The 22,982-nt window shown below is 57.5% G+C and carries 21 protein-coding genes and 1 other RNA gene; 6 read left to right on the top strand and 16 right to left on the bottom strand.

What is annotated here, in order from left to right; translation table 11 throughout:
* The first annotated feature begins 142 nt into the window (after positions 1 to 142).
* The 3 genes from zapA to ACOTX5_RS01755 all read left to right on the top strand — a co-directional run bounded on the left by zapA (position 143) and on the right by ACOTX5_RS01755 (position 1,318).
* Positions 143 to 472, top strand: coding sequence for a cell division protein ZapA (zapA, locus tag ACOTX5_RS01765; protein ID WP_003860096.1), 330 nt, complete (start codon positions 143 to 145; stop codon positions 470 to 472).
* A gap of 41 nt (positions 473 to 513) precedes the next feature.
* Positions 514 to 697: non-coding RNA, 6S RNA (ssrS, locus tag ACOTX5_RS01760), on the top strand.
* A gap of 24 nt (positions 698 to 721) precedes the next feature.
* Entirely contained in the window at positions 722 to 1,318 is a 597-nt protein-coding gene (locus ACOTX5_RS01755) for a 5-formyltetrahydrofolate cyclo-ligase (protein ID WP_015571804.1), read from the top strand.
* Between the two features lie 154 nt (positions 1,319 to 1,472).
* Here the strand turns inward: ACOTX5_RS01755 and serA are convergent, their stop codons facing one another.
* Both serA and rpiA read right to left on the bottom strand, forming a co-directional pair.
* Positions 1,473 to 2,705: a phosphoglycerate dehydrogenase gene (serA, locus tag ACOTX5_RS01750; RefSeq protein WP_017692705.1), complete on the bottom strand. Its 1,233-nt coding sequence runs from the start codon at positions 2,703 to 2,705 to the stop codon at positions 1,473 to 1,475.
* A gap of 265 nt (positions 2,706 to 2,970) precedes the next feature.
* Positions 2,971 to 3,630: a ribose-5-phosphate isomerase RpiA gene (gene rpiA / locus ACOTX5_RS01745; protein ID WP_003860091.1), complete on the bottom strand. Its 660-nt coding sequence runs from the start codon at positions 3,628 to 3,630 to the stop codon at positions 2,971 to 2,973.
* A 127-nt stretch (positions 3,631 to 3,757) separates the two neighbouring features.
* On the opposite strand from rpiA, the gene argP reads away from it, so the two are divergent.
* Positions 3,758 to 4,651, top strand: coding sequence for a DNA-binding transcriptional regulator ArgP (gene argP / locus ACOTX5_RS01740; RefSeq protein ID WP_003860089.1), 894 nt, complete (start codon positions 3,758 to 3,760; stop codon positions 4,649 to 4,651).
* 42 nt (positions 4,652 to 4,693) lie between these two features.
* Here the strand turns inward: argP and ACOTX5_RS01735 are convergent, their stop codons facing one another.
* The 7 genes from ACOTX5_RS01735 to tkt all read right to left on the bottom strand — a co-directional run bounded on the left by ACOTX5_RS01735 (position 4,694) and on the right by tkt (position 13,084).
* The gene (locus ACOTX5_RS01735) at positions 4,694 to 5,416 is read right to left on the bottom strand and encodes an oxidative stress defense protein (protein ID WP_017382904.1); all 723 of its coding nucleotides are present in this window, start codon (positions 5,414 to 5,416) and stop codon (positions 4,694 to 4,696) included.
* A 92-nt stretch (positions 5,417 to 5,508) separates the two neighbouring features.
* On the bottom strand, positions 5,509 to 6,144 hold the full coding sequence (gene argO / locus ACOTX5_RS01730) for an arginine exporter ArgO (RefSeq protein ID WP_003860085.1): 636 nt from the start codon (positions 6,142 to 6,144) through the stop codon (positions 5,509 to 5,511).
* A gap of 145 nt (positions 6,145 to 6,289) precedes the next feature.
* On the bottom strand, positions 6,290 to 7,144 hold the full coding sequence (mscS, locus tag ACOTX5_RS01725; protein ID WP_045910765.1) for a small-conductance mechanosensitive channel MscS: 855 nt from the start codon (positions 7,142 to 7,144) through the stop codon (positions 6,290 to 6,292).
* A 187-nt stretch (positions 7,145 to 7,331) separates the two neighbouring features.
* Positions 7,332 to 8,411 carry a class II fructose-bisphosphate aldolase gene (gene fbaA, locus ACOTX5_RS01720; protein ID WP_017692704.1) on the bottom strand — a complete coding sequence of 360 codons (1,080 nt, stop codon included), beginning with the start codon at positions 8,409 to 8,411 and terminating at the stop codon, positions 7,332 to 7,334.
* Between the two features lie 92 nt (positions 8,412 to 8,503).
* Complete coding sequence (pgk, locus tag ACOTX5_RS01715) at positions 8,504 to 9,667, bottom strand: phosphoglycerate kinase (protein WP_032102947.1); 1,164 nt, start codon at positions 9,665 to 9,667, stop codon at positions 8,504 to 8,506.
* A 49-nt stretch (positions 9,668 to 9,716) separates the two neighbouring features.
* Positions 9,717 to 10,736, bottom strand: a complete 1,020-nt coding sequence (gene epd / locus ACOTX5_RS01710; RefSeq protein ID WP_015571810.1) for an erythrose-4-phosphate dehydrogenase — start codon at positions 10,734 to 10,736, stop codon at positions 9,717 to 9,719.
* A gap of 356 nt (positions 10,737 to 11,092) precedes the next feature.
* Complete coding sequence (gene tkt, locus ACOTX5_RS01705) at positions 11,093 to 13,084, bottom strand: transketolase (RefSeq protein ID WP_017382908.1); 1,992 nt, start codon at positions 13,082 to 13,084, stop codon at positions 11,093 to 11,095.
* Between the two features lie 272 nt (positions 13,085 to 13,356).
* On the opposite strand from tkt, the gene ACOTX5_RS01700 reads away from it, so the two are divergent.
* Complete coding sequence (locus ACOTX5_RS01700; protein ID WP_017382909.1) at positions 13,357 to 14,115, top strand: M48 family metallopeptidase; 759 nt, start codon at positions 13,357 to 13,359, stop codon at positions 14,113 to 14,115.
* Between the two features lie 210 nt (positions 14,116 to 14,325).
* Entirely contained in the window at positions 14,326 to 15,594 is a 1,269-nt protein-coding gene (locus ACOTX5_RS01695) for an OprD family outer membrane porin (RefSeq protein ID WP_032654949.1), read from the top strand.
* 102 nt (positions 15,595 to 15,696) lie between these two features.
* On the opposite strand, the gene ACOTX5_RS01690 is transcribed toward ACOTX5_RS01695, so the two are convergent.
* Genes ACOTX5_RS01690 through ACOTX5_RS01660 form a run of 7 tightly spaced genes read right to left on the bottom strand, consistent with a single transcriptional unit; the run spans position 15,697 to position 22,965 of the window.
* Complete coding sequence (locus ACOTX5_RS01690) at positions 15,697 to 17,337, bottom strand: thiamine pyrophosphate-binding protein (RefSeq protein WP_045910766.1); 1,641 nt, start codon at positions 17,335 to 17,337, stop codon at positions 15,697 to 15,699.
* Positions 17,338 to 17,350: 13 nt separating this feature from the next.
* Positions 17,351 to 18,820, bottom strand: a complete 1,470-nt coding sequence (locus tag ACOTX5_RS01685; protein WP_045910767.1) for an aldehyde dehydrogenase — start codon at positions 18,818 to 18,820, stop codon at positions 17,351 to 17,353.
* A 9-nt stretch (positions 18,821 to 18,829) separates the two neighbouring features.
* Complete coding sequence (locus tag ACOTX5_RS01680) at positions 18,830 to 19,600, bottom strand: aspartate dehydrogenase (RefSeq protein ID WP_023295404.1); 771 nt, start codon at positions 19,598 to 19,600, stop codon at positions 18,830 to 18,832.
* 9 nt (positions 19,601 to 19,609) lie between these two features.
* The gene (locus ACOTX5_RS01675) at positions 19,610 to 20,404 is read right to left on the bottom strand and encodes an SDR family oxidoreductase (RefSeq protein ID WP_015571822.1); all 795 of its coding nucleotides are present in this window, start codon (positions 20,402 to 20,404) and stop codon (positions 19,610 to 19,612) included.
* Positions 20,388 to 21,158, bottom strand: a complete 771-nt coding sequence (locus ACOTX5_RS01670) for an alpha/beta fold hydrolase (RefSeq protein ID WP_032619068.1) — start codon at positions 21,156 to 21,158, stop codon at positions 20,388 to 20,390. The genes ACOTX5_RS01675 and ACOTX5_RS01670 overlap by 17 nt, the downstream gene beginning before the upstream one ends.
* A 9-nt stretch (positions 21,159 to 21,167) precedes the next feature.
* Positions 21,168 to 21,698, bottom strand: coding sequence for a cupin domain-containing protein (locus ACOTX5_RS01665; protein WP_045910769.1), 531 nt, complete (start codon positions 21,696 to 21,698; stop codon positions 21,168 to 21,170).
* 10 nt (positions 21,699 to 21,708) lie between these two features.
* Complete coding sequence (locus ACOTX5_RS01660) at positions 21,709 to 22,965, bottom strand: MFS transporter (RefSeq protein ID WP_015571825.1); 1,257 nt, start codon at positions 22,963 to 22,965, stop codon at positions 21,709 to 21,711.
* Positions 22,966 to 22,982 lie beyond the last annotated feature (17 nt).

The raw sequence follows: 22,982 nt of genomic DNA, 5'->3' as shown, positions 1-22,982 counted from the left end.
ATTCATGATATGCTACCACTTTGGACCCTGGTGATACCAGAAAAGGGCTTGTATCTTCACATCAGGGTAGCTATAGTGTCGCCCCTTCGCAGCCCCCGGGGCAGTATGCGAAGGCAGCGCAGTCAATCAGCAGGAAGGTGGCATGTCTGCACAACCCGTCGATCTCCAGATTTTTGGCCGTTCACTGCGAGTGAATTGTCCGCCTGAACAAAGGGATGCCTTGAATCAGGCTGCGGACGATTTGAATCAGCGGTTGCAAGATCTAAAAGAACGCACTAGAGTCACAAATACTGAGCAGCTGGTTTTCATCGCCGCGTTGAACATCAGCTATGAACTGACTCAGGAAAAAGCGAAGACCCGCGATTACGCGGCAAGCATGGAGCAGCGCATTAAAATGCTCCAGCAGACCATAGAACAGGCATTGCTTGATCAAGGTCGCAGTCCCGAAAGACCGGGACCAAAGTTTGAATAACACTTCTCAGTTGACTATGGTAGAGTAACTGTGAAGACAAAATTTCTCTGAGATGTTCGCAAGCGGGCCAGTCCCCTGAGCCGATATTTCATACCACAAGAATGTGGCGCTCCATGGTTGGTGAGCATGCTCGGTTCGTCCGAGAAGCCTTAAAACTATGACGACACATTCACCTTGAACCAAGGGTTCAAGGGTTACAGCCTGCGGCGGCATCTCGGAGATTCCCTCTCTTTTCTTCTACCGACTACCATGACTCAACTCCCTGAAGTTTCTGCTTCACGCCAGGACATCCGTCAGCTTATTCGCCAGCGTCGTCGCGCCCTAAGCGCCGAGCAACAGGCACAGTTTGCTCAGCAGGCCGCCGCCCGCATGATGGCCTATCCCCCTGTGGTGATGGCAAACACCGTCGCCCTGTTTATCTCGTTTGATGGTGAGCTGGATACCCAACCGCTTATCGACCAGCTCTGGCGCGCCGGGAAAAAAGTTTACCTGCCGGTTCTGCATCCCTTTAGCCCGGGCAATCTGCTGTTTCTGCACTACCATCCGCACAGCGAGCTGGTGGTGAATCGTCTGAAAATCACCGAACCCAAACTCGACGTGCGCGACGTGCTCCCGCTTTCCGGGCTGGATGTGCTGATTACGCCGCTGGTGGCGTTTGACGAGCAGGGCCAGCGATTAGGCATGGGCGGGGGATTCTATGACAGGACGCTACAAAACTGGCAGCAGTACGGATTGCAGCCGGTGGGGTATGCGCATGATTGCCAGGGCGTGGAGGCATTACCCGTAGAGAAATGGGATGTGCCGTTGCCGGCGGTGGTGACGCCCAGTAAAACCTGGACCTGGTAGAACAAAGCCGGGTGGCGGCTACGCCTTACCCGGCCTACATAAATCCTCGAACATTGTAGGTCGGGTAAGCGTAAGCGCCACCCGACACACAAACCGCACGACAACTGTAGGTCGGGTAAGGCGCAGCCGCCACCCGACGCCACAAACTGCACCATCAGTACAACAGGCGCGCTCGAATCGTCCCCGGAATGGCCTTCATGCTCTGCAATGCTTTCTCGGCGATGTCTTCATCCGCTTCGATATCAATCACCACATATCCCATCTGCGAGTTAGTTTGCAGATACTGCGCGGCAATGTTAACACCCTGCTCAGCAAAGATCTGGTTGATGGCGGTCAGCACGCCAGGACGGTTTTCGTGGATGTGCAGCAGACGACGCCCACCGTGCAGCGGCAGAGACACCTCCGGGAAGTTCACCGCAGAGAGCGTTGAACCGTTGTCGGAATATTTGCTCAGCTTACCCGCCACTTCCAGGCCGATATTCTCCTGCGCTTCCTGAGTAGAACCGCCGATGTGCGGCGTCAGGATCACGTTGTCGAACTCGCACAGCGGAGAGGTGAACGGATCGCTGTTGGTGGCCGGTTCCGTCGGGAATACGTCAATCGCCGCACCCGCCAGATGCTTACGCTTCAGCGCGTCGCACAGCGCAGGAATGTCAACCACAGTGCCGCGCGCGGCGTTGATCAGCAGAGAGCCCGGCTTCATCAGCGCCAGCTCTTCCGCCCCCATCATGTTTTTGGTGGACGCATTTTCCGGCACGTGCAGACTGACCACGTCACTCATATTCAGCAGATCAGAGAGATGCTGCACCTGCGTCGCGTTACCCAGCGGCAGCTTGCTTTCGATATCGTAGAAAAACACGTGCATGCCGAGGGATTCCGCCAGAATACCGAGCTGCGTACCGATGTGGCCGTAACCGATAATCCCAAGCTTTTTACCACGCGCTTCGTAGGAGCCCGCAGCCAGCTTATTCCACACGCCGCGGTGTGCTTTGGCGTTAGCTTCCGGAATGCCGCGAAGGAGCAGCAGCAGCTCGCCAATCACCAGCTCCGCCACGGAACGGGTGTTAGAGAACGGCGCGTTAAAGACCGGGATACCACGTTTTGCGGCGGCATTCAGATCAACCTGGTTGGTGCCGATGCAGAAACAGCCAATCGCCACCAGCTTTTCCGCCGCAGCAATAACGTCTTCAGTCAGTTGGGTACGGGATCGCAGGCCAATGAAATGGGCATCACGGATGGACGCTTTCAGCTCTTCAGTGTCCAGCGCGCCTTTGTGAAATTCGATGTTGGTGTAGCCTGCTGCGCGAAGGCTATCGAGCGCTTTCTGGTGCACGCCTTCAACCAGCAGGAATTTAATCTTGTCTTTCTCCAGTGATACCTTTGCCATTTAGCCGACCCTGTTTTTATCTGAACTGATGTTGTGCTGGATATAAATCCCGTGCAGCCAACATATCAAAAAAAACTATTGCAGCAATATGAACGTTTGCGTCGGCACTCTGAAGAAAAGTCATACAGAGCAAAATGGCAGAGGAAAATGCTGCGGAAAATTACGAACGTGGCAGGATCGGCAAAAGAGGCGGAAAAACGTGACACAAGTCACCGAATTTAGCTTTTCAAATTTTTTTAGCGGGGGGAGCGTTCCCCCCGTCAGATCATTTTACGATGGTTTTTACACCGTCAGCCGTGCCGATCAGCGCCACATCCGCGCCACGGTTGGCAAATAACCCTACGGTAACGACGCCTGGAATGCCGTTGATCGCATTTTCCAGCGCAATGGCATCGAGGATCTCAAGGCCGTGAACATCGAGGATCACGTTGCCGTTGTCGGTCACCACACCCTGACGGTATTCCGGACGACCGCCCAGCTTCACCAGTTGACGTGCCACGGCGCTGCGCGCCATCGGGATCACTTCGACCGGCAGCGGGAAATTCCCCAGAATGTCGACCTGCTTGGAGGCGTCCGCGATGCAGATGAACTTATCCGCCACGGAAGCGATGATCTTCTCGCGCGTCAGCGCCGCGCCGCCGCCTTTGATCATCTGCATATGGCCGTTGATTTCATCCGCGCCATCAACGTAAATGCCCAGACGGTCCACTTCGTTGAGGTCGAAAACGGTGATGCCGAGACTTTTCAGCTTTTCCGTGGAAGCATCGGAGCTGGAAACCGCGCCCTCGATCTGCCCCTTCATCGTGCCCAGCGCATCGATAAAGTGCGCCGCCGTCGACCCCGTACCAACACCGACAATGGTACCCGGCTGTACGTACTGGAGAGCGGCCCATCCTACTGCTTTTTTCAGTTCATCCTGCGTCATGATCGTTTTGCCTGTGGTGTGAAAACTCAGGGCGCATTATAGAACACGTCGAATGGATTTCGTCTGCCACGAAGGGAAAATTGTGTCATAGTGCAGATTAAGCAAAATTAAGGAGTCAGCCAGAGCAATGAAACGTCCGGACTACAGAACACTACAGGCACTTGATGCAGTTATTCGTGAACGCGGTTTTGAGCGCGCGGCGCAAAAGCTGTGCATCACCCAGTCCGCCGTATCACAGCGTATCAAACAGCTTGAAAACATGTTCGGGCAGCCGCTGCTGGTGCGTACCGTACCGCCGCGTCCGACGGAGCAAGGACAAAAGCTCCTCGCCCTGCTGCGGCAAGTTGAACTGCTGGAAGATGAGTGGCTGGGCGATGAACAGACCGGCTCCACGCCGCTGCTGCTGTCGCTGGCGGTGAACGCCGACAGTCTGGCGACCTGGCTGCTGCCGGCCCTTGCGCCGGTGCTGGCCGACTCCCCTATCCGCCTGAATCTCCAGGTTGAAGACGAAACCCGCACCCAGGAGCGCCTGCGTCGCGGCGAAGTGGTTGGTGCGGTCAGTATTCAGCCTCAGGCGTTGCCAAGCTGTCTGGTGGATCAGCTGGGCGCGCTGGATTACCTGTTTGTCGGTTCAAAAGCTTTTGCCGAGCGCTACTTCCCGAACGGTGTGACCCGCGCCGCGCTGCTGAAAGCGCCTGCCGTCGCTTTCGACCATCTGGACGATATGCATCAGGCCTTCCTGCAACAAAACTTCGATCTGCCGCCGGGCAGCGTACCGTGTCATATCGTTAACTCGTCCGAAGCCTTCGTACAGCTCGCGCGTCAGGGAACCACCTGCTGCATGATCCCGCATTTGCAGATTGAGAAAGAGTTGAAAAGCGGTGAGCTGATTGATTTAACCCCGGGGCTGTATCAGCGCCGGATGCTGTACTGGCACCGTTTTGCGCCGGAAAGCCGCATGATGCGCAACGTCACTGACGCGCTGCTGGCGTTTGGGCATAAGGTGTTAAGACAGGATTGAAAAACTAGCCGGGTGGCGGCTTCGCCTTACCCGGCCTACGGGTTACTGAGCGGGCTTTTCAGTCGGCTCCAGCTGGAACACCACATCAACCTGATCGTCGAACTGAATGGTTGGCTGCTCATAGGTTTCCTGAGCAGAAACCGGCGCGGCGTCCGCCTTCATCATCCGAACCATCGGGCTTGGCTGGTAGTTTGAAACGTGGTAGCGCACGCTGTAAACCGGACCGAGCTTGGTCTTGAAGCCGGATGCCAGCTGCTGCGCCTGATGAATGGCATCATCAATCGCCGCTTTACGCGCTTCGTCTTTATATTTCTCCGGTTGCGCAACGCCCAGCGAGACGGAACGAATTTCGTTCAGCCCAGCCTTCAGCGCACCATCCAGCAATCCGTTGAGCTTATCTAGCTGGCGTACAGTCACTTCCACAGTACGCACGGCGCGATAGCCTTTCAGGATGCTTTTGCCGTTCTGGTAGTCGTAATCCGGTTGGGTACGCAGGTTCGCAGAGCTGATGTCTTTTTTCGCGACACCGTTCTGTTCCAGGAAAGAGAGGTATTGCGCAACACGATCGTCTGCCTGTTTCTTGGCGGAAGCAGCATCTTTCGCCGCCACGTTCACTTCAATTGCCAGGGTTGCAACATCCGGTACCGCATCCACGCTTGCCGTGCCTGAAGTGACAATGTGCGGGCCGTTTGGCAGTTCATTCGCCTGCACCGACACCGCACCTAAACTTACTAATGCCGCCAGGGCCATCACCTTAAACTTCACTGTCATTCCTCCATGTTGCGAAGAGTGCCCCATCAACAGGGCTCATGCCAGCAAGCTTAGCGGGTCTTGTTCAGATGTCCATAAGACAACGCTTAGTTGAACAATCCCTGTACGTGATGAATGCCCTCTTTCGCCAGCTGGAAGGCAATAAACCACATCACCAGCCCAACCAGGGTATTGATAATGCGCTGCGCTTTAGCGGTGCGCAGACGTGGCGCCAGCCATGCCGCCAGGATCGCAAGACCAAAGAACCAGAGGAAGGAGGCGCTGACCGTACCGAGCGCAAACCAGCGCTTGGGCTCAACGTCCAGCTGTCCACCCAGGCTGCCGAGCACCACGAACGTATCAAGATAAACGTGCGGGTTAAGCCACGTTACGGCGAGCATGGTGACGATAATCTTCCAGCGCCCCTGCTTCATCACTTCGGCGCTCGCCAGTTCAAGATTGCTGCTCATGGCCGTTTTCAGGGCGCCAAACCCGTACCACAGCAGAAACGCTACGCCGCCCCAGGTAACCAGCGCCAGCAGCCACGGCGACTGCATCAGCAAGGCGCTGCCGCCAAAAATCCCGGCGCAAATCAGTAGCAAATCGCTCACCGCGCACAGCAGGGCAATCATCAGATGATACTGGCGGCGAATGCCCTGGTTCATCACGAACGCATTTTGTGGACCAAGGGGAAGGATCATGGCCGCGCCTAACGCAAGCCCCTGAAAATAATAAGATAACATGACGTAATTCTCACAGAGTTGTCCTGGAGGCAGACTATACTGCGGGAACGACATTAGAGGAAATTGATAATATTAATTGGGGATTAGCCGGGCTAATAAAAGAAAAGCCCGGTGTCGCTGACGCTTACCGGGCCTACGGGAGACGTTACTCTGCTTCTTTGACTTTTTTGACGTTTACGTCCATCTGCGGGTACGGGAAGCTGATGCCGTTGGCATCGAAATCACGCTTGATGCGTTCCAGCACGTCCCAGTAAACGTTTTGCAGATCGCCGCTTTTGCTCCAGATGCGCACCACAAAATTAATGGATGACGCGCCCAGCTCGTTCAGGCGAACGGTCATTTCGCGATCTTTAAGAATGCGATCATCTGATTCGATGATATCGGTAATCAGCTTTTTCACCAGCTCAGTATCTGAATCATAGCCAACCCCGATAATGAGTTCATTACGGCGAACCGGCTCACGAGAGAAGTTAGTAATGTTGCCATCAATCACTTTCTTGTTTGGCACAATGACGATTTTGCCGTCTGCCGAACGCAGCGTGGTAGAAAAAATCTGCACGTTCAGCACGGTGCCCGCAGTGCCACCGAGATCAACATACTCTCCGGCACGGAAAGGACGGAACGTCACTAACAGTACGCCAGCTGCAAGGTTAGCCAGCGAGCCCTGAAGAGCGAGACCTACGGCCAGACCAGCGGCACCAAGTACGGCAATGACCGAAGCGGTCTGTACACCGACCCGCCCCATTGCCGCAATGAGGGTAAACGCAATAATCCCGTAACGCACCAGCGCAGAAAGGAAATCAGCAACGGTTGCATCGATATGACGGGATAGCATTACGCGATTAACGCCCCGGGAAACCGTGCGGGCAACGATCATCCCCACAATAATAATGGCGATTGCCGCCGCAATATTCACAGCGTAACTAATCAGGAGCGCCTGGTTGCGCACCAGCCAGGAGCCAGCGTTATTGATGCTATCTACAACACCGAGATCTTCCATTTATCTTTCCTTATGCTCATATAAACCACAAAATCTATCCCACACGGAGACAGGCAGGTCAGTAAAGGGTAAACAAAAAGCCATGATATTGCCAAACAGATCACAAAAACAGAGGCATCAGGCTATTGAAAAGGCATAAAAAAAGGCCCGCATATGCGGACCTTCTTGACGCTATGAACAGCTCAAATTACAGAACGTCAACCGCGTTCAGTTCTTTGAATGCCTGCTCCAGACGAGTAATCATAGAAGTCTGGGCAGCGCGCAGCCATACGCGTGGATCGTAGTATTTCTTGTTCGGCTGGTCTTCGCCTTTCGGGTTGCCCAGCTGACCTTGCAGGTAAGCTTCGTTGGTTTTGTAGTATTGCAGGATACCGTCCCAGGTTGCCCACTGGGTGTCGGTATCGATGTTCATTTTCACTACGCCGTAGCTTACGGAATCTTTGATTTCCTGAGCAGAAGAACCGGAACCGCCGTGGAAGACGAAGTTCAGGCTGTTGTGCGGCAGGTTGTGTTTCTTAGACACATATTCCTGAGAATCACGCAGGATGGTCGGGGTCAGAACCACGTTACCTGGTTTGTATACGCCGTGTACGTTACCGAAGGACGCTGCGATGGTGAAGCGTGGGCTGATTTTGCTCAGCTCGGTGTAAGCGTAATCAACGTCTTCTGGCTGAGTGTACAGAGCAGAAGCGTCCATGTGGCTGTTGTCCACACCGTCTTCTTCACCGCCGGTGCAACCCAGTTCGATTTCCAGGGTCATGCCCATTTTGGACATACGCGCCAGGTACTTAGAGCAGATCTCGATGTTTTCTTCCAGAGACTCTTCGGACAGGTCGATCATGTGAGAAGAGAACAGTGGCTTACCGGTTGCTGCGAAGTGTTTTTCACCTGCGTCCAGCAGACCGTCGATCCATGGCAGCAGTTTTTTCGCGCAGTGGTCAGTGTGCAGGATAACCGGAACACCGTAGTGCTCAGCCATCTGGTGAACGTGATGTGCGCCAGAGATAGCACCCAGGATAGCAGCGCCCTGAGGAACGTCAGTTTTCACGCCTTTACCTGCGATGAACGCAGCGCCGCCGTTAGAGAACTGAACGATAACCGGTGCTTTAACTTTTGCAGCGGTTTCCAGTACGGCGTTGATGGAGTCGGTACCTACGCAGTTAACTGCTGGCAGAGCGAAGTTGTTTTCTTTAGCTACCTGGAACACTTTCTGTACGTCATCACCAGTGATAACGCCAGGTTTTACGAAATCAAAAATTTTAGACATGTTGCTTAGTCCTGTATCTTCGGCCGTTAGAAAAGGTGCGAGCTCTGATAAGCGCGCTGAAAATTGGGCAGGTTTCCCTGCCCCTGAATGGCTTACTTCTTAGCGCGCTCTTCGAGCATTGCTACTGCTGGCAGGACTTTACCTTCCACGAATTCGAGGAATGCGCCGCCACCAGTGGAGATGTAGGAGATCTTGTCAGCGATACCGAACAGATCGATAGCTGCCAGGGTGTCACCACCGCCTGCGATAGAGAACGCTTCGCTGTCTGCGATAGCGTTAGCCACGATCTCAGTCCCTTTGCGGAAGTTCGGGAATTCGAACACGCCGACAGGACCGTTCCACAGGATAGTTTTTGCGTTTTTCAGGATTTCAGCCAGTTTCTGTGCAGAAACGTCGCCCAGGTCCAGAATCTGCTCTTCATCTTTGATGTCGTTAACAGATTTCAGGGTTGCGGTAGCGGTTTCGGAGAACTCGGTAGCTACACGAACGTCAGTTGGAACCGGGATATCACAGGTGCTCAGCAGACGTTTGGCTTCGTCAACCAGATCCGCTTCGTACAGGGATTTACCCACGTTGTGGCCTTGCGCAGCAACGAAGGTATTCGCGATACCACCACCAACGATCAGCTGGTCAGCGATTTTGGACAGGGAATCCAGTACGGTCAGTTTGGTAGAAACTTTAGAACCACCAACGATAGCGACCATTGGACGAGCAGGTTCTTTCAGAGCTTTACCCAGCGCTTCCAGTTCGTCAGCCAGCAGCGGACCTGCACAGGCGACGTCTGCGAATTTACCGATACCGTGGGTAGATGCCTGCGCACGGTGAGCCGTACCGAATGCATCCATCACGAATACGTCGCACAGCGCAGCGTATTTTTTGGACAGGGTTTCGTCGTCTTTCTTTTCGCCTTTGTTGAAGCGAACGTTTTCCAGAACAACCAGCTCACCTTCGGCAACGTCTACGCCGTCCAGGTAATCTTTCACCAGGCGAACCGGGCTGGACAGTTTGTCTTTCAGGTAATTAACAACCGGCAGCAGAGAGAACTCTTCGTTGTACTCGCCTTCAGTTGGACGGCCCAGGTGGGAGGTGACCATCACTTTAGCGCCCTGCTTCAGAGCCAGTTCAATGGTTGGCAGAGATGCACGGATACGCGCGTCGCTGGTCACTTTGCCATCTTTAACCGGTACGTTCAGATCGGCACGGATGAAAACGCGTTTACCTGCCAGATCCAGATCGGTCATCTTAATTACAGACATGGTGAATCCTCTCGTTGATTCTTAAAGTTTTGCAAGCGCAAGGTGCGCTCTACCTGAAACCTTTTGCGGCCATGGCTAACGTGGTGTCGAGCATTCGGTTAGCAAAGCCCCATTCGTTATCACACCAGACCAGCGTCTTGATAAGGTGCGCACCACTGACTCGCGTCTGCGTGCCATCCACGATGGCGCTGTGCGGGTCGTGGTTAAAATCTACTGAGACCAACGGTAATTCCGTATAGTCAACTATACCATGAAATGCTCCCTGTGCCGCTTTTTGCAGCAACAGGTTGACTTCACAGGCTTTTACCGGTTTTTTCACCGTCACGCTAAGATCGATTGCGGTGACGTTTATCGTCGGCACGCGCACGGCAATCGCTTCGAAACGGTCGTTAAACTGCGGGAAAATACGGGTGATCCCGGCAGCCAGTTTCGTATCCACCGGAATGATGGACTGGCTCGCCGCGCGAGTGCGCCGTAAATCCGGATGGTAGGCGTCGATGACCTGCTGATCGTGCATGGCGGAGTGAATCGTGGTCACGGTGCCGGATTCAATGCCATACGCATCGTCTAACAGTTTAATGACCGGAATAATGCAGTTGGTGGTGCAGGAGGCGTTGGAGACAATGCGGTGTTCAGCTTGCAGCTCGTGCTGGTTGACGCCAAACACGACGGTGGCGTCGAGGTCGTTACTGCCGGGATGGGAGAACAGCACTTTTTTCGCGCCAGCATTCAGATGCGCTTCGCCATGTTCACGGTTACCGTACACGCCGGTACAGTCCAGCACCACATCCACACCCAGTTCGCGCCAGGGCAGCCCTTCAATACTGTTCTCATGCAGCACGCGGATGGCATCGTCACCGACGAACAGCTGTTCCCTTTCCTGGCGAACGTCCCAGGCAAAGCGACCGTGGCTGGTGTCATATTTCAACAAATGCGCCATGCCCGCAGCATCCGCCAGTTCATTGATTGCCACCACGGTGATTTCCGCACGACGCCCGGATTCATATAAAGCACGAACCACGTTGCGTCCGATGCGACCGAAGCCATTAATCGCTACGCGTACGGTCATAGATCTCCTGCAAAGCTATCCCTGAGTTTGAGGTGGCTGAAAGAGTAATCCAGCGACGCCCGAAGGGGAATCCTTGCTGTCACAAACTGCGATTGATTGGTCAATTGTCGAACATTTAATCGACTGAAACGCTTCAGCAAGAATAAGCGAATCGGGGAATAAAAGGAATCTCTGTCCAGATGAATAAGCGAGCTATATGACTTGCATCACATTTTCGGTGGAATAATTTACAGAGCAGTTACATGTCTGAGGAATCGTGCATACAAAAAAGCCGGGTGGCGCTAACGCTTACCCGGCCTACATTTTATGCCATTTGTAGGCCCGGTAAGCGTTAGCGCCACCGGGCAAAACGGCAATTACAGCAGTTCTTTCGCCTTAGCGACAACGTTCTCAACGGTGAAGCCAAACTCTTCAAACAGCTGTTCAGCTGGCGCAGACTCACCAAACGTGGTCATACCGACGATAGCGCCGTTCAGGCCAACGTATTTGAACCAGTAGTCAGCGATACCCGCTTCCACTGCCACGCGAGCGGAGACCGCTTTAGGCAGTACGGATTCGCGGTACGCGGCATCCTGCTTGTCGAACGCATCGGTAGATGGCATAGAAACCACACGCGCTTTCACGCCTTCAGCAGTCAGTTTTTCCCATGCGGCAACGGCCAGTTCAACTTCAGAACCGGTCGCGATGAAGATCAGCTCAGGCTGGCCTGCGCAATCTTTCAGCACGTAACCACCGCGCGCGATGTTTGCCAGCTGCTCTGGGGTACGCTCCTGCTGCGCCAGGTTCTGACGGGAGAGGATCAGTGCGGTCGGGCCATCATGACGCTCAACGCCGTATTTCCACGCCACCGCAGATTCAACCTGGTCACATGGACGCCATGTGCTCATGTTCGGGGTCACGCGCAGAGAAGCCACCTGCTCTACTGGCTGGTGGGTAGGACCGTCTTCGCCCAGACCGATAGAGTCGTGGGTGTAGACCATCACCTGACGCTGTTTCATCAGCGCAGCCATACGTACGGCGTTACGTGCATATTCCACAAACATCAGGAAGGTAGAGGTGTACGGCAGGAAGCCACCGTGCAGAGCGATACCGTTGGCAATCGCGGTCATACCGAATTCACGTACACCGTAATGGATGTAGTTACCGGCAGTATCTTCGTTGATTGGCTTAGATCCGGACCACAGGGTCAGGTTTGATGGCGCCAGGTCAGCGGAGCCGCCGAGGAATTCTGGAAGCAGAGGACCAAACGCTTCGATCGCATTCTGAGATGCTTTACGGCTGGCGATCTTGGCTGGGTTCGCCTGCAACTTCGCGATGAACTCGTTCGCTTTCGCGTCGAAGTCAGACGGCATGTCGCCTTTCATACGACGGGTGAATTCAGCCGCTTCCTGAGGGAAGGCTTTCGCGTATGCCGCGAACTTCTCGTTCCAGGCCGCTTCTTTCGCCTGGCCCACTTCTTTCGCATCCCACTGAGCGTAGATTTCAGACGGGATTTCGAAGGCAGGGTGTTTCCAGCCAAGCGCTTCACGGGTCAGTGCAATTTCCGCGTCGCCCAGCGGTGCGCCGTGGGAGTCGTGAGTGCCCGCTTTGTTCGGAGAACCGAAGCCGATGATGGTTTTGCACATCAGCAGGGACGGTTTGTCGGTCACGGCGCGCGCTTCTTCTACGGCACGTTTAATCGAGTCAGCATCGTGGCCATCAACGCCGCGCACAACGTGCCAGCCGTAGGCTTCGAAACGTGCGGCGGTGTCGTCAGTGAACCAGCCTTCAACATGACCGTCGATGGAGATGCCGTTGTCGTCGTAGAACGCAACCAGTTTACCCAGCTTCAGGGTGCCTGCCAGGGAGCACACTTCGTGAGAAATGCCTTCCATCATGCAGCCGTCGCCCAGGAAGGCGTAGGTGAAGTGGTCAACGATGTCGTGGCCAGGACGGTTAAACTGCGCCGCCAGGGTCTTCTCTGCAATCGCCATCCCTACGGCGTTAGCGATGCCCTGACCCAGCGGACCGGTAGTGGTTTCAACGCCAGCGGTGTAGCCCACTTCCGGGTGACCTGGAGTTTTGGAGTGCAGCTGACGGAAGTTTTTCAGCTCTTCGATTGGCAGATCGTAGCCAGTGAGGTGCAGCAGGCTGTAGATCAGCATAGAGCCGTGGCCGTTAGACAGCACGAAACGGTCGCGGTCTGCCCATGCCGGGTTCTGCGGGTTGTGGTTAAGGAAATCACGCCACAGGACTTCGGCGATGTCAGCCATGCCCATAGGGGCGCCCGGGTGGCCGGATTTGGCTTTCTGTACTGCGTCCATGCTCAGCGCACGAATAGCATTAGCAAGCTCTTTACGTGAGGACATTTTAACTCCAGATCGGACTGTTAAAGGCCATGCCCTTGACGACAGCGCGTTTTGGGCTACGCCGGAAAAAAGTGCCAACAATGTAACCCAAGCCGCAGGGCATGTACATGGACCATTCTTTTGCAGCTTAAGAAATCTCTGGATCATGCTCGCATGTTGCGCAATCTGCTCGCCCGCCTCTGTCGATATTCCTTATACTTAGCCCGACACCGGCTTCGTTGACGGTGCATTTTTCGGAATTAATTCAGATTAACGAGTACGGAAGCAACATCATGAAAATGCGTGCAATCGGGCTGGCTGTGGGAACAACGCTCCTGCTAAGCGGCTGTCAGAATATGGATTCTAACGGCCTGATGACCTCAGGCGCAGAAGCTTTTCAGGCCTACTCATTGAGCGATGCGCAGGTGAAAGCGCTGAGCGACGAGGCCTGTAAGGATATGGATGGAAAAGCTACGCTTGCCCCGGCAAACAGCACCTACACGCAGCGTCTGAACAAGATTGCTTCCGCGCTGGGCGACAACATTAACGGTCAGCCGGTGAACTACAAGGTGTATATGGCGAAAGACGTCAACGCCTTTGCGATGGCGAACGGCTGTATCCGCGTTTACAGCGGCCTGATGGACATGATGACCGACAACGAAGTGGAAGCGGTGATCGGCCATGAAATGGGTCACGTTGCACTGGGTCACGTGAAGAAAGGGATGCAGGTTGCGCTGGGCACCAATGCCGTGCGCGCAGCGGCGGCCTCTGCGGGCGGCATCGTCGGCAGCCTGTCCCAGTCGCAGCTGGGCGACGTGGGCGAAAAACTGGTGAACTCGCAGTTCTCCCAGCGTCAGGAGTCGGAAGCGGATGACTACTCTTACGATCTGTTGCGCAAACGCGGCATCAATCCATCGGGTTTAGCTACCAGCTTCGAAAAACTGGCGAAACTGGAGGAGGGCCGTCAAAGCTCCATGTTTGACGATCACCCGGCTTCGGAAGAGCGTGCGCAGCATATTCGCGACCGTATGGCGGCAGACGGAATTAAATAATTTCAGAAGGAGGCAGTTTTGCCTCCTTTTTATTTCGCATGAATTGTTAACTTAAAAGCACGTATCGATAACACCCCTGAAAGCCCCGCCAAATCCACCCTGCCACTCTGAAATGTCTGGTCACATAATTATTGCAAAGGTTACTTTTTCCGGTAATTCTCTCTTCCGCAGTTATTCAAATTAATATATCCAGACAGAGACGTTCCCTCCGTGAAAAAAGAATTATCATTAATTGCTTTAAGTTTATTTGCCGCATTACCTGCCGCCGCAAGCCAGCAATCCGACAGCAAGGGTTTTATTGACGACAGCCATCTGGATCTGTTTTTACGCAATGCGTATATCAGCCGCGACTACCATCAGGGCCAGCAGGACAAAGCCGAATGGGGTCAGGGGATCATCGCCACGTTTGCATCCGGCTATACCGAAGGGCTGGTGGGCTTCGGCGTGGACGGTATTGCGCAGTATGGCGTGCGTCTGGACGGTGGCCGCGGCAAGAGCGGCGCGGGCGGCATCGACTTCTTTAAACAGGAAGATGATGGCCGGGCAAAATCCGATCTGGCAAAGTTTGGCGCAACCGCCAAAATGCGCATATCGAATACCGTACTGAGCTACGGGAATCAGCGCCCTGAGCTGCCAATCATTACATCCGACAGCTCCCGCCTGCTGTTTGAAAGCTACACCGGCACCATGCTGACCTCGAAAGAGATCGACGGTCTGGAAGTCAACGCCGGTTACTTCACCGACGAGCAGCGTAAAAGCGATGACCGCCACGACAGCGGGCTGAAGAGCCTCTCCTTCGGCGGTGCGAGCTATCAGTTTAACGACCAGTTCAGCGGCGCGCTGTACGCCTCTCATAACGAAGAGGTGATGAACAAGCAGTACCTGGGCATGAACTTCAAACAGCCGTTCAGTACCGGGCAGCAGCTGGTGCTCGACTTCAACGGCTATAACTCCCGTCTCGACCAGCATTACGCGGACAGCCTCGACACGGGCCGCAGCAACACCATCTGGAGCCTGGCGGCGAGCTATATCTGGGACATTCACACGTTCAAAGTGGCGTACCAGCAGAGCAGCGGCAGTACCGGCTACAACTACGGCGGCTATCGCGACAAAGGCGGCGTGGGTGACGGCGGTAACACCATCTGGCTGGCGAACTCCTACTGGTCTGATTTCAACGGCGAAGATGAACGTTCCTGGCAGGCATCCTACGGTCTGGACTTTGGCGGCCTTGGTTTACCGGGCCTGAGCTGGACCACCGCCTACGTGCGCGGCGATAACATCAAAACCTCTGAAACCAGCAATGGCAAAGAGCACGAGTGGTTTAACCAGATCCAGTACCAGGTGCAGGATGGCCCGGCGAAAGATCTGAAGCTGAAGCTGCGCTACTCCGTACTGCGCGTCTCCAGCAACGCCAGCGAGTACAACGTGGGCGGGGACGAGATCCGCGCTTACGTGGAATACCCGTTTAACGTGTTCTGATTTACCCCCTCACCCTAACCCTCTCCCAAAGGGAGAGGGAACGCTGTCACCCTCTCCCTTTGGGAGAGGGCTGGGGTGAGGGCTTCAGACCGCACTGCACTGCTAGTAAAGCGTCTTCTGCGGCGGCCCCGCAAACTTCAGGGCACCAATCTGCCCCATTCGCACTTCCACTACCGACGGCCCCGGCATCGCCAGCGCCTCCGTCATCACCGCATCAAAATCCTCTGCCCGCTCAACGCTCCACGCCTGAAGGCCAATCGCCTGCGCCAGCAGGGTAAAGTCCGGCGTATGCAGCGCGTTATAATACTGACGCCCGCCGAAATACTTATCCTGAATACCGCGCATCACCCCGTAGCCGCCGTCGTTCATGACCAGCAGCGTCACGTTGGCTTTCTCCTGCGCCAGCGTCGCCAGCTCGCCTAAATTCAGGCTCAAGCCGCCGTCGCCCACCAGCCCCACCACCTTGCGCTGCGGGTTGGCAATCGCGGTGCCGATGGCCATCGGCAGCCCCATACCAATCGCCCCGGCGAGGGAGTGAATGTTCATCATCGGACCGTTAGCCCTGAACAGGCGGCTACCCCACAGGCTGCCGGACACGGTGATATCGCGCACCAGCAGGCCGTCTGTCGGCAGGGCTTTTGCTATGGCGTCGTTAAGCTTCGCATAGGCGCCGCACTGCTCGCGCAGCCCCTGTTCGGCTTGCCCGACCGCCTGCTGCACCTGCATATCCCACTGTGCGTTGCCCCACTCGCGGCCCTGAATTTTGTCTGCAAGCGCGCCAAGCACCGCTGAACAATCGGCTATCAACGTGCTATCCATCAGATAGTTACGGCTTGCTGCCGCCGGGTCGATATCGATCTGCACCCGCGGGGAAGGCAGCTCAAGCGTCCAGGAACGGGTTTCGTTGCTGCGCAGGCGAGAACCGGCCACCAGCGTAAAATCGCACTGCGCGATCAGCGCCTCCACCGACGGCGAGTTGTGAAACGCCCGCAGGCTGGCGCGGTGGCTGTCCGGCAGCACGCCGCGCGCATGGGTGCTGGAAATCACGGTGATGCCCGCATCCGCCAGCGTTTTAACCGCGTCTGCGCTGCCCAGCGCCCCGCCCCCCAGCCACAGCAGCGGCTGTTTCGCCTGTTTTAGCTGCGCCCACAGCGCGTCAACCATTCCGGTATCCATGGCTGGAACCGATGCCGGTTTAACCGGTTTAGTCACCAGCGATAGCGGAATCTTGGCGCCCTGAATATCAATCGGGATTTCCACCGAGACCGGTCCGCACGGCGGGGTCTGCGCGTCCTGGATAGCTTTATGCAGAATCGCTATCGCCTGATTCGCATTGCTGATGCGGTACGCCCGTTTTGAGCTGGCCTTCAGGAAGGTCAGTTGGTCACGGGTTTCATGGATAAACCCGGTGTCGGCGTCCAGCCAGGCTTTCTCTACCTGCCCGGTTAAATGCAGCAGCGGCGTGCAGGCATTCATGGCTTCCACCAGCGCGCCTACCGCATTGCCCGCCCCCGCGCCGGTGCTGGTCAGCGCCACGCCGAGGCCGGAAAAGCGCCCGTGGGCGTCGGCCATGGTGACGGAACCGGCTTCACCGCGCGCGGGCACAAAGCGGATATTGCCCCGCTGCCCAACCGCATCCGCGATCGGCAGGTTGTGAATGGAGATGACGCCATAGATGGCCTCAACCTGATACTGCTCCAGCGTTCTGGCGATGGCGTCGCCGACGGTTATCATTTCGCTCATTGCTCACCCTTTCTCAGTCGCACCAGTGGTTGACGCTGTTACCCGTCGCCAGATAAATGCTCTTTTGTTGCATCCAGGCTTTCAGCCCCTGGATACCCTTCTCGCGGCCCAGACCGCTCTCTTTAAAGCCCCCGAACGGGGTCGAAATCGCAAAAACCTTGTAGGTGTTGATCCACACCGTGCCTGCCTCCAGCTGCTCGCTGAGACGCAGGGCGCGTCCGGTATCGCGCGTCCAGATCCCCGCCGCCAGGCCGTAAACCGAGTCGTTCGCCTCGCGGATAAGCGTGGCTTCATCGCCAAACGGCATCGCCACCAGCACCGGGCCGAAGATCTCTTCCTGACAGGCGCGGGCGCTGTTGCTCAGCCCTTCGATAATCGTGGGCAGGAAAAAGCTGCCGTTTGCCAGAGCGGGATCGGCGGGTATCTCACCGCCGCACAGCACCCGCCCCCCTTCACGCTTCGCCAGTTCGACGTACTCGATCACGCTCTGGCGATGTTTTTCGTTGATCAGCGGTCCGACATGCACGCCGTCGGTAAACGGGTGTCCGACGCGCAGCCCGCGAGTTAATTCCAGCAGCCTCGCCATCAGCGGGGCGTAAATGCTCTCGTGGATAAACAGCCGCGACCCGGCGATACACGCCTGCCCCGCCGAGCTGAAAATGCCGTAGCAGATCCCGCGCGCGGCCTGTTCGATATCGGCATCCTCCAGCACGATGGTCGGCGATTTGCCGCCCAGCTCCAGCGAGGCCGGGATCAGTTTTTCCGCCGCCACGTGCGCCAGATGACGGCCCGTGGTGGTTCCGCCGGTAAAGGAAATTTTGCGCACGCGAGGATGACGCGCCAGCGCATCGCCAATCACCGAGCCTTTGCCTGGCAACACGCTCAGCAGCCCGGCGGGCAGCCCGGCCTGTTCAAAAATCCGCGCCAGCTCGAGCGCCATCAGCGGCGTGGCTTCGGCGGGCTTGAGGATCACCGCGTTCCCGGCGGCAATGGCTGGCGCGACCTTCTGCATTTCGCTGGCAATCGGCGAGTTCCACGGCGTGATGGCCGCCACCACGCCGAGCGGCTCGTAGCGGCTCAGCGTCAGCAGATCCGGCTGGCGCGGCGTGGGCAATTCCCCTTCCAGCAGCTCGCAGGCGGCGGCAAAGTAGCGCGCCGTTCCCGCCGCGCTCATCACCAGTCCGCGCGCTTCCGCCAGCGGCTTGCCGTTATCACGGCTCTGCATCTGCGCCAGCGCGTCGAGGCGGGATTCAATAAGATCGGCAACCTTATGCAGGATCTTCGCGCGCATGTGCGGCAGGCTGTTACACCATGCGGGATCGCGCCAGGCGCGCTCTCCGGCGTCTACCGCCTCCTCCAGGTCATCCAGACTGGCGGCATTCAGCGTCGCGTTGATCGACCCGTCTGCCGGAAAGTGGCTCTGCATCGGGTTGCCGCCGCCGTGTCGCCACTGGCCGCCGATAAAAATCTTCAGATCGTCCATCGTCTCTCCTCAGCTCAGGGCCAGCTCGCGGCAGGCGCGCACCGCGCTCAGTGCCGCCAGGGTGGAGGTTTTAGGATTAGAAGCCAGCGGCAGTCCGCTCAGCTCCAGATGAAACTCGCCGAACAATCCTTCCACGTGGAGCGTGTGGGTATTGCGTTTCGTTGCCGGGTCAACCATCAGCTGCACGCGGGTGTCGTCCATCCCGACGCCGCCGAGCGCCACGGTCGCCGCCACGTTGGCGTTCGCCGGGAACAGCCGCGCCGCCTCGCGGGCGCTGCCTTCAAAAAAGACCTTTGCCTCTGACACCGCATTCAGATCGATAAGCTGCTCGGCATAGCTGCCGCGCCAGCTGGCCGGGCTTTTGCGCGACTGATAGGTAACGCGCTCAAGGCCGCCCTCTTTCGCCGCCGCCAGCCCGTCGATACCGGCCACCGCACCGGAAAGCAGGGTCAGTTTTCCGCCCGCAGCGAGCAGACGCTGCTCCAGCGCGCTGTCCGCCAGCGCGCCGGTGGAAATGACGGCCAGATGCCAGCCGCGACGCAGGATCTCTTCCCCGTACTGGGCCACCGCCTGCTGGCTGGCGCATTCCAGCACCAGATCCGGCGTTTGTGCGCACGCCATCGGCGACGTCAGCGCCTCAACCGCATCGCCAAACTGGTCGTGAATGGCGGCATGGTGAGACGCGCGCGCCACGATCCAGCCGATAGCCACGCCGGCGGGCAGGCGCTCAATCACCGCCTGCGCCATGGCGCCAAAACCAATCAACATTACCTTTTTCATGATGTGTCCTTACAGATGGCGGCAGAAGCCGCCGGAAACGTCCAGCGCCGCGCCGGTGGTAAACGAGGCCAGCGGCGAAGCGAGGAACAGCAGCGCCTGCGCGGGCTCCTGCGGCTTGCCGAGGCGCGCCATCGGAATGCCGCGCTTGCGCGCGATATCCGCCGTCCACTCCGGCCAGCTCTGGCTTTTGTCCGCCCGGTTTTCAAAGCGGCGCTGCCACTGGCCGGATTCCACCATGCCGAGCAGAATGGAATTGACGCGAATACCTTTGCCCACCAGCTCTTTCGAGAGCGTCAGCGTCATGTTCAGCAGCGCGGCACGAGCGGCAGAGGTGGCGATCATGTGCTCCTCCGGCTGTAGCGCCAGCAGGGAGTTCACACAGGTAACAGAGGCAATGTCGGACTGCTCCAGCAGAGGCTGAAACGCCTGCACCGGGTTAATCACCCCGAACAGTTTGAGTTCGGCTTCGTGCAGCCACGCCTCGCGCGGGGTATCATGGAAGTGCGCCACGTAGCCCTGCCCGGCGTTGTTGATCAGCATATCCGCCGCGCCAAAGCGCGCCTGCACCGCATCCGCAAAGGCCTGAACTTCGTCGGCGTTCAGCACGTCGCAGCGGTAAGCAAAAATCTCCCCGTGAGGAAATTCGTTTTGCAGCGTCGCATGGGCGCTGGCGAGCCGGTCCGGGTCACGGCCGCAGAAGGCGACTTTCGCCCCTTCACCCAGCAGCAGGCGCAGCGTTTCAAAGCCAATGCCGGAAGAACCGCCGGTAACGACCGCTACGCGCCCGTCAATTTGTGCATTCATCGCGCACCTCTTCGTTAATGCGTAAAAGCTGTTGGTTGAAAAACGCGTCGTTATCGAGATAGCTGGCGTGCCCGGCCTGCGGAATGGCGATAAACGGCATGCCGTAGCGCAGCGCCAGACCCTGAACCAGTTCCGGCTGGGTGATGGCATCCTGCTCGCCGCACCAGACTTCAAACGTGCCTGAGTAGCGTTTAAGCCAGCCGTGAATGTCGTCATGTGCCAGCATCCACGCGGCAGCGAGGTAGCCTTCCGGGCGCAGCGCCCGCATGCCCGCCGCGACGGTGGCGATATCTTCCGCGCGCGCGCCGGGGCGCAGCAGCTTCGCGGCGCGGGTCTGGGCGAGGATGTCGCCCCCCAGCGCCATCTGCTGCTCGCGGTTGCGCCAGACCTGCTCCCGCTGCTCCGGCGCGGCATTGCCGTACCCCTGCGCGGCGTCGGCCAGCACCAGATGAATGACGCGATCCGGGAACTTTGCCGCAAAGGCGCTGGCCACCAGCGCCCCCAGGGAATGGCCGACCAGCACTGCCTGCCAGACACCGGCGCGATCCAGCATGGCCGCCAGCGCGTCGGCGTAATCCCCCGCGTTTGCCCGCGCTACGGCCAGCATCGGGCTTTCGCCGTAACCGGGCATGTCCCACGCCAGCACGCGAAAACCGTTCAGCGCCATCTGCTTGTGCCAGGAAGCGGCGCCGGAGCTGATCCCGTGCAGCAGCATCAGCGGAATGCCGCTTCCCTGTTCACGAAAACCCGTCATCATGCCCCCTTAGTTCCGCTTCACTTTGGAAAGCGGATGGTCGGACGGATAGGTTGGGATTTCCGGCTTGTTGGTCCCCAGCATGACGCACATCAGCGCTTCTTCTTCGCCGTGGTTAAACAGGCCGCGATAGATGCCCGGCGGAACGGAGATCAGGTCACGCTCACGCAGCACGGTTTCGGTGTAGTTGTCGCCGTCCTGGATCATCAGCGTGATCTGCCCCTTGAGCATGAAGAACACCTCTTCCACGTCGTCGTGCAGGTGCAGCGGTCCTTCGCACTTCGACGGCAGCACCATGGTGGAGAAGGTAAAATGGTCCGCCTGCACGGTGTTGGTGTCGTTCGCGACGCCCGTTGCGCCGGTGCCGATGTAGCGCATCTGCGCCCGGCGGTATTTCGGGTCAAAATCGGCCTGGAACTTCAGCGCGTTCCAGTCGTATTTACGCCCTTCGAAGCGCGCGATGCGCGACTCGACCCACTCTTCCATCGTCAGATGGTCAGGTTTCATGCCTGTTGTGTTGGTTACGGTTGAATCAGTCATGACACTCTCCTCAGTAACGTCTCAGCAGCGGCAGTAACAGGACGCAGCCCACCGCCGCCATCACCGCCAGAAAAATCAGCCCGGAATCCATGCTGTGGGTGAAGGCGATAAGCGCGCCCATCACCGCCGGCGACAGCGCGCCCGCAAAGTTTCCCAGCCCGTTGAAGATACCGCCCGCCGTGGCGCTCACCCGGGGATGGGTGGCCTTCGCCAGCAGGGCGAAAATGTTGGGTGCGCCTGTGCCCCACATAAAGGTGCTGAAGCTCATCGCCGCGATGACGGCCAGCGGGGTATCAAGGTGCATCACCGCCGCCAGCCCGACGGCCGCCCCCGCCATGGAGATAAAGCAGGCCGCCGCGCGCTTATCGACCCTGTCCGAGAGCCACGCGCCAATCACTTCCCCTGCCAGCATGGCGATGAACGGCATCGACGACAGCCAGCCCGCGTGCTCCAGATGAATGCCTTTGCCTTTGATCAGGTAGCCCGGCAGCCAGCCGTTGATGCCCCACAGGTAGGTCAGGAAAGCGATGTTAAAGATGCAGATGATCCAGAAGTGCGGGCTGACAAACAGCTCGCGCCGCGCCGCGCGCCGCTCGTCCCGGGACGCCTGCGAGGTGCCGGGTTTTGCCTCCAGGCGGATCCCGCGCAGACCTATGCGCACAAAGATAAGCACCGGCACGGTAAGCATGGCCATCACAAAGAAAGTGCTCTGCCAGCCGAAGGTGTTCAGCAGCCAGAGGGAAAGCGGGAAACCAATCGCCGCGCCAACCGGGGTGCCCAGCAGCCACAGCATGGTGGCGCGCGCCTGCAAATGCTGCGGGAAGTTGTGACGCACGATGGCGAAAGCCAGCGGGAACAGCGGTCCTTCCGCCACGCCCAGCAGAATACGCAGGACGATCATCAGCGTGTAGTTATGGGTAAAGCCCATCGCCACCATCAGCACGCACCACACCGCCATCATCCCGGTGAGCAGGCGCAGCGGCGCGATTTTGTCGCCTAAACCGCTTAAAAACACCGATGAGAAGCCATAGCTCAGCAGGAAAGCGCTCATCAAAATGCCGAGACGCGTGGTGTCGAAATCAATGCCCATCGCCTGCTGGAAATGGGTATCCGAAAAGAGCGCCGCGATGCTGATTTTGTCGAAAAACGCCAGCAGCACGCAGGCCAGCAGCGACAGCGGGATGGCCCAGCGCACCGCTTTTTCGGGCGTGCGGGTCCCCTCACCGCTCGCCTCAACCGGTGCGGTGTTAGTCTCTAGTGTGGTCATCTCTCCCCCTACGGGTG

This window comes from Enterobacter cloacae complex sp. IR5441, from assembly GCF_049238215.1.
In the GTDB taxonomy this organism is placed as follows: Bacteria; Pseudomonadota; Gammaproteobacteria; order Enterobacterales; family Enterobacteriaceae; genus Enterobacter; species Enterobacter hormaechei_C.
Note: the sequence above shows the minus strand (reverse complement) of the source record. Positions and strands in the feature narration are given on the sequence as shown.

Coding starts and splice junctions, on each gene's coding strand:
- zapA (WP_003860096.1), top strand. CDS start 143: ATGTCTGCACAACCCGTCGATCTCCAGATTTTTGGCCGTTCACTGCGA.
- ACOTX5_RS01755 (WP_015571804.1), top strand. CDS start 722: ATGACTCAACTCCCTGAAGTTTCTGCTTCACGCCAGGACATCCGTCAG.
- serA (WP_017692705.1), bottom strand. CDS start 2,705: ATGGCAAAGGTATCACTGGAGAAAGACAAGATTAAATTCCTGCTGGTT.
- rpiA (WP_003860091.1), bottom strand. CDS start 3,630: ATGACGCAGGATGAACTGAAAAAAGCAGTAGGATGGGCCGCTCTCCAG.
- argP (WP_003860089.1), top strand. CDS start 3,758: ATGAAACGTCCGGACTACAGAACACTACAGGCACTTGATGCAGTTATT.
- argO (WP_003860085.1), bottom strand. CDS start 6,144: ATGTTATCTTATTATTTTCAGGGGCTTGCGTTAGGCGCGGCCATGATC.
- mscS (WP_045910765.1), bottom strand. CDS start 7,144: ATGGAAGATCTCGGTGTTGTAGATAGCATCAATAACGCTGGCTCCTGG.
- fbaA (WP_017692704.1), bottom strand. CDS start 8,411: ATGTCTAAAATTTTTGATTTCGTAAAACCTGGCGTTATCACTGGTGAT.
- pgk (WP_032102947.1), bottom strand. CDS start 9,667: ATGTCTGTAATTAAGATGACCGATCTGGATCTGGCAGGTAAACGCGTT.
- epd (WP_015571810.1), bottom strand. CDS start 10,736: ATGACCGTACGCGTAGCGATTAATGGCTTCGGTCGCATCGGACGCAAC.
- tkt (WP_017382908.1), bottom strand. CDS start 13,084: ATGTCCTCACGTAAAGAGCTTGCTAATGCTATTCGTGCGCTGAGCATG.
- ACOTX5_RS01700 (WP_017382909.1), top strand. CDS start 13,357: ATGAAAATGCGTGCAATCGGGCTGGCTGTGGGAACAACGCTCCTGCTA.
- ACOTX5_RS01690 (WP_045910766.1), bottom strand. CDS start 17,337: ATGAGCGAAATGATAACCGTCGGCGACGCCATCGCCAGAACGCTGGAG.
- ACOTX5_RS01685 (WP_045910767.1), bottom strand. CDS start 18,820: ATGGACGATCTGAAGATTTTTATCGGCGGCCAGTGGCGACACGGCGGC.
- ACOTX5_RS01680 (WP_023295404.1), bottom strand. CDS start 19,600: ATGAAAAAGGTAATGTTGATTGGTTTTGGCGCCATGGCGCAGGCGGTG.
- ACOTX5_RS01675 (WP_015571822.1), bottom strand. CDS start 20,404: ATGAATGCACAAATTGACGGGCGCGTAGCGGTCGTTACCGGCGGTTCT.
- ACOTX5_RS01670 (WP_032619068.1), bottom strand. CDS start 21,158: ATGACGGGTTTTCGTGAACAGGGAAGCGGCATTCCGCTGATGCTGCTG.
- ACOTX5_RS01665 (WP_045910769.1), bottom strand. CDS start 21,698: ATGACTGATTCAACCGTAACCAACACAACAGGCATGAAACCTGACCAT.
- ACOTX5_RS01660 (WP_015571825.1), bottom strand. CDS start 22,965: ATGACCACACTAGAGACTAACACCGCACCGGTTGAGGCGAGCGGTGAG.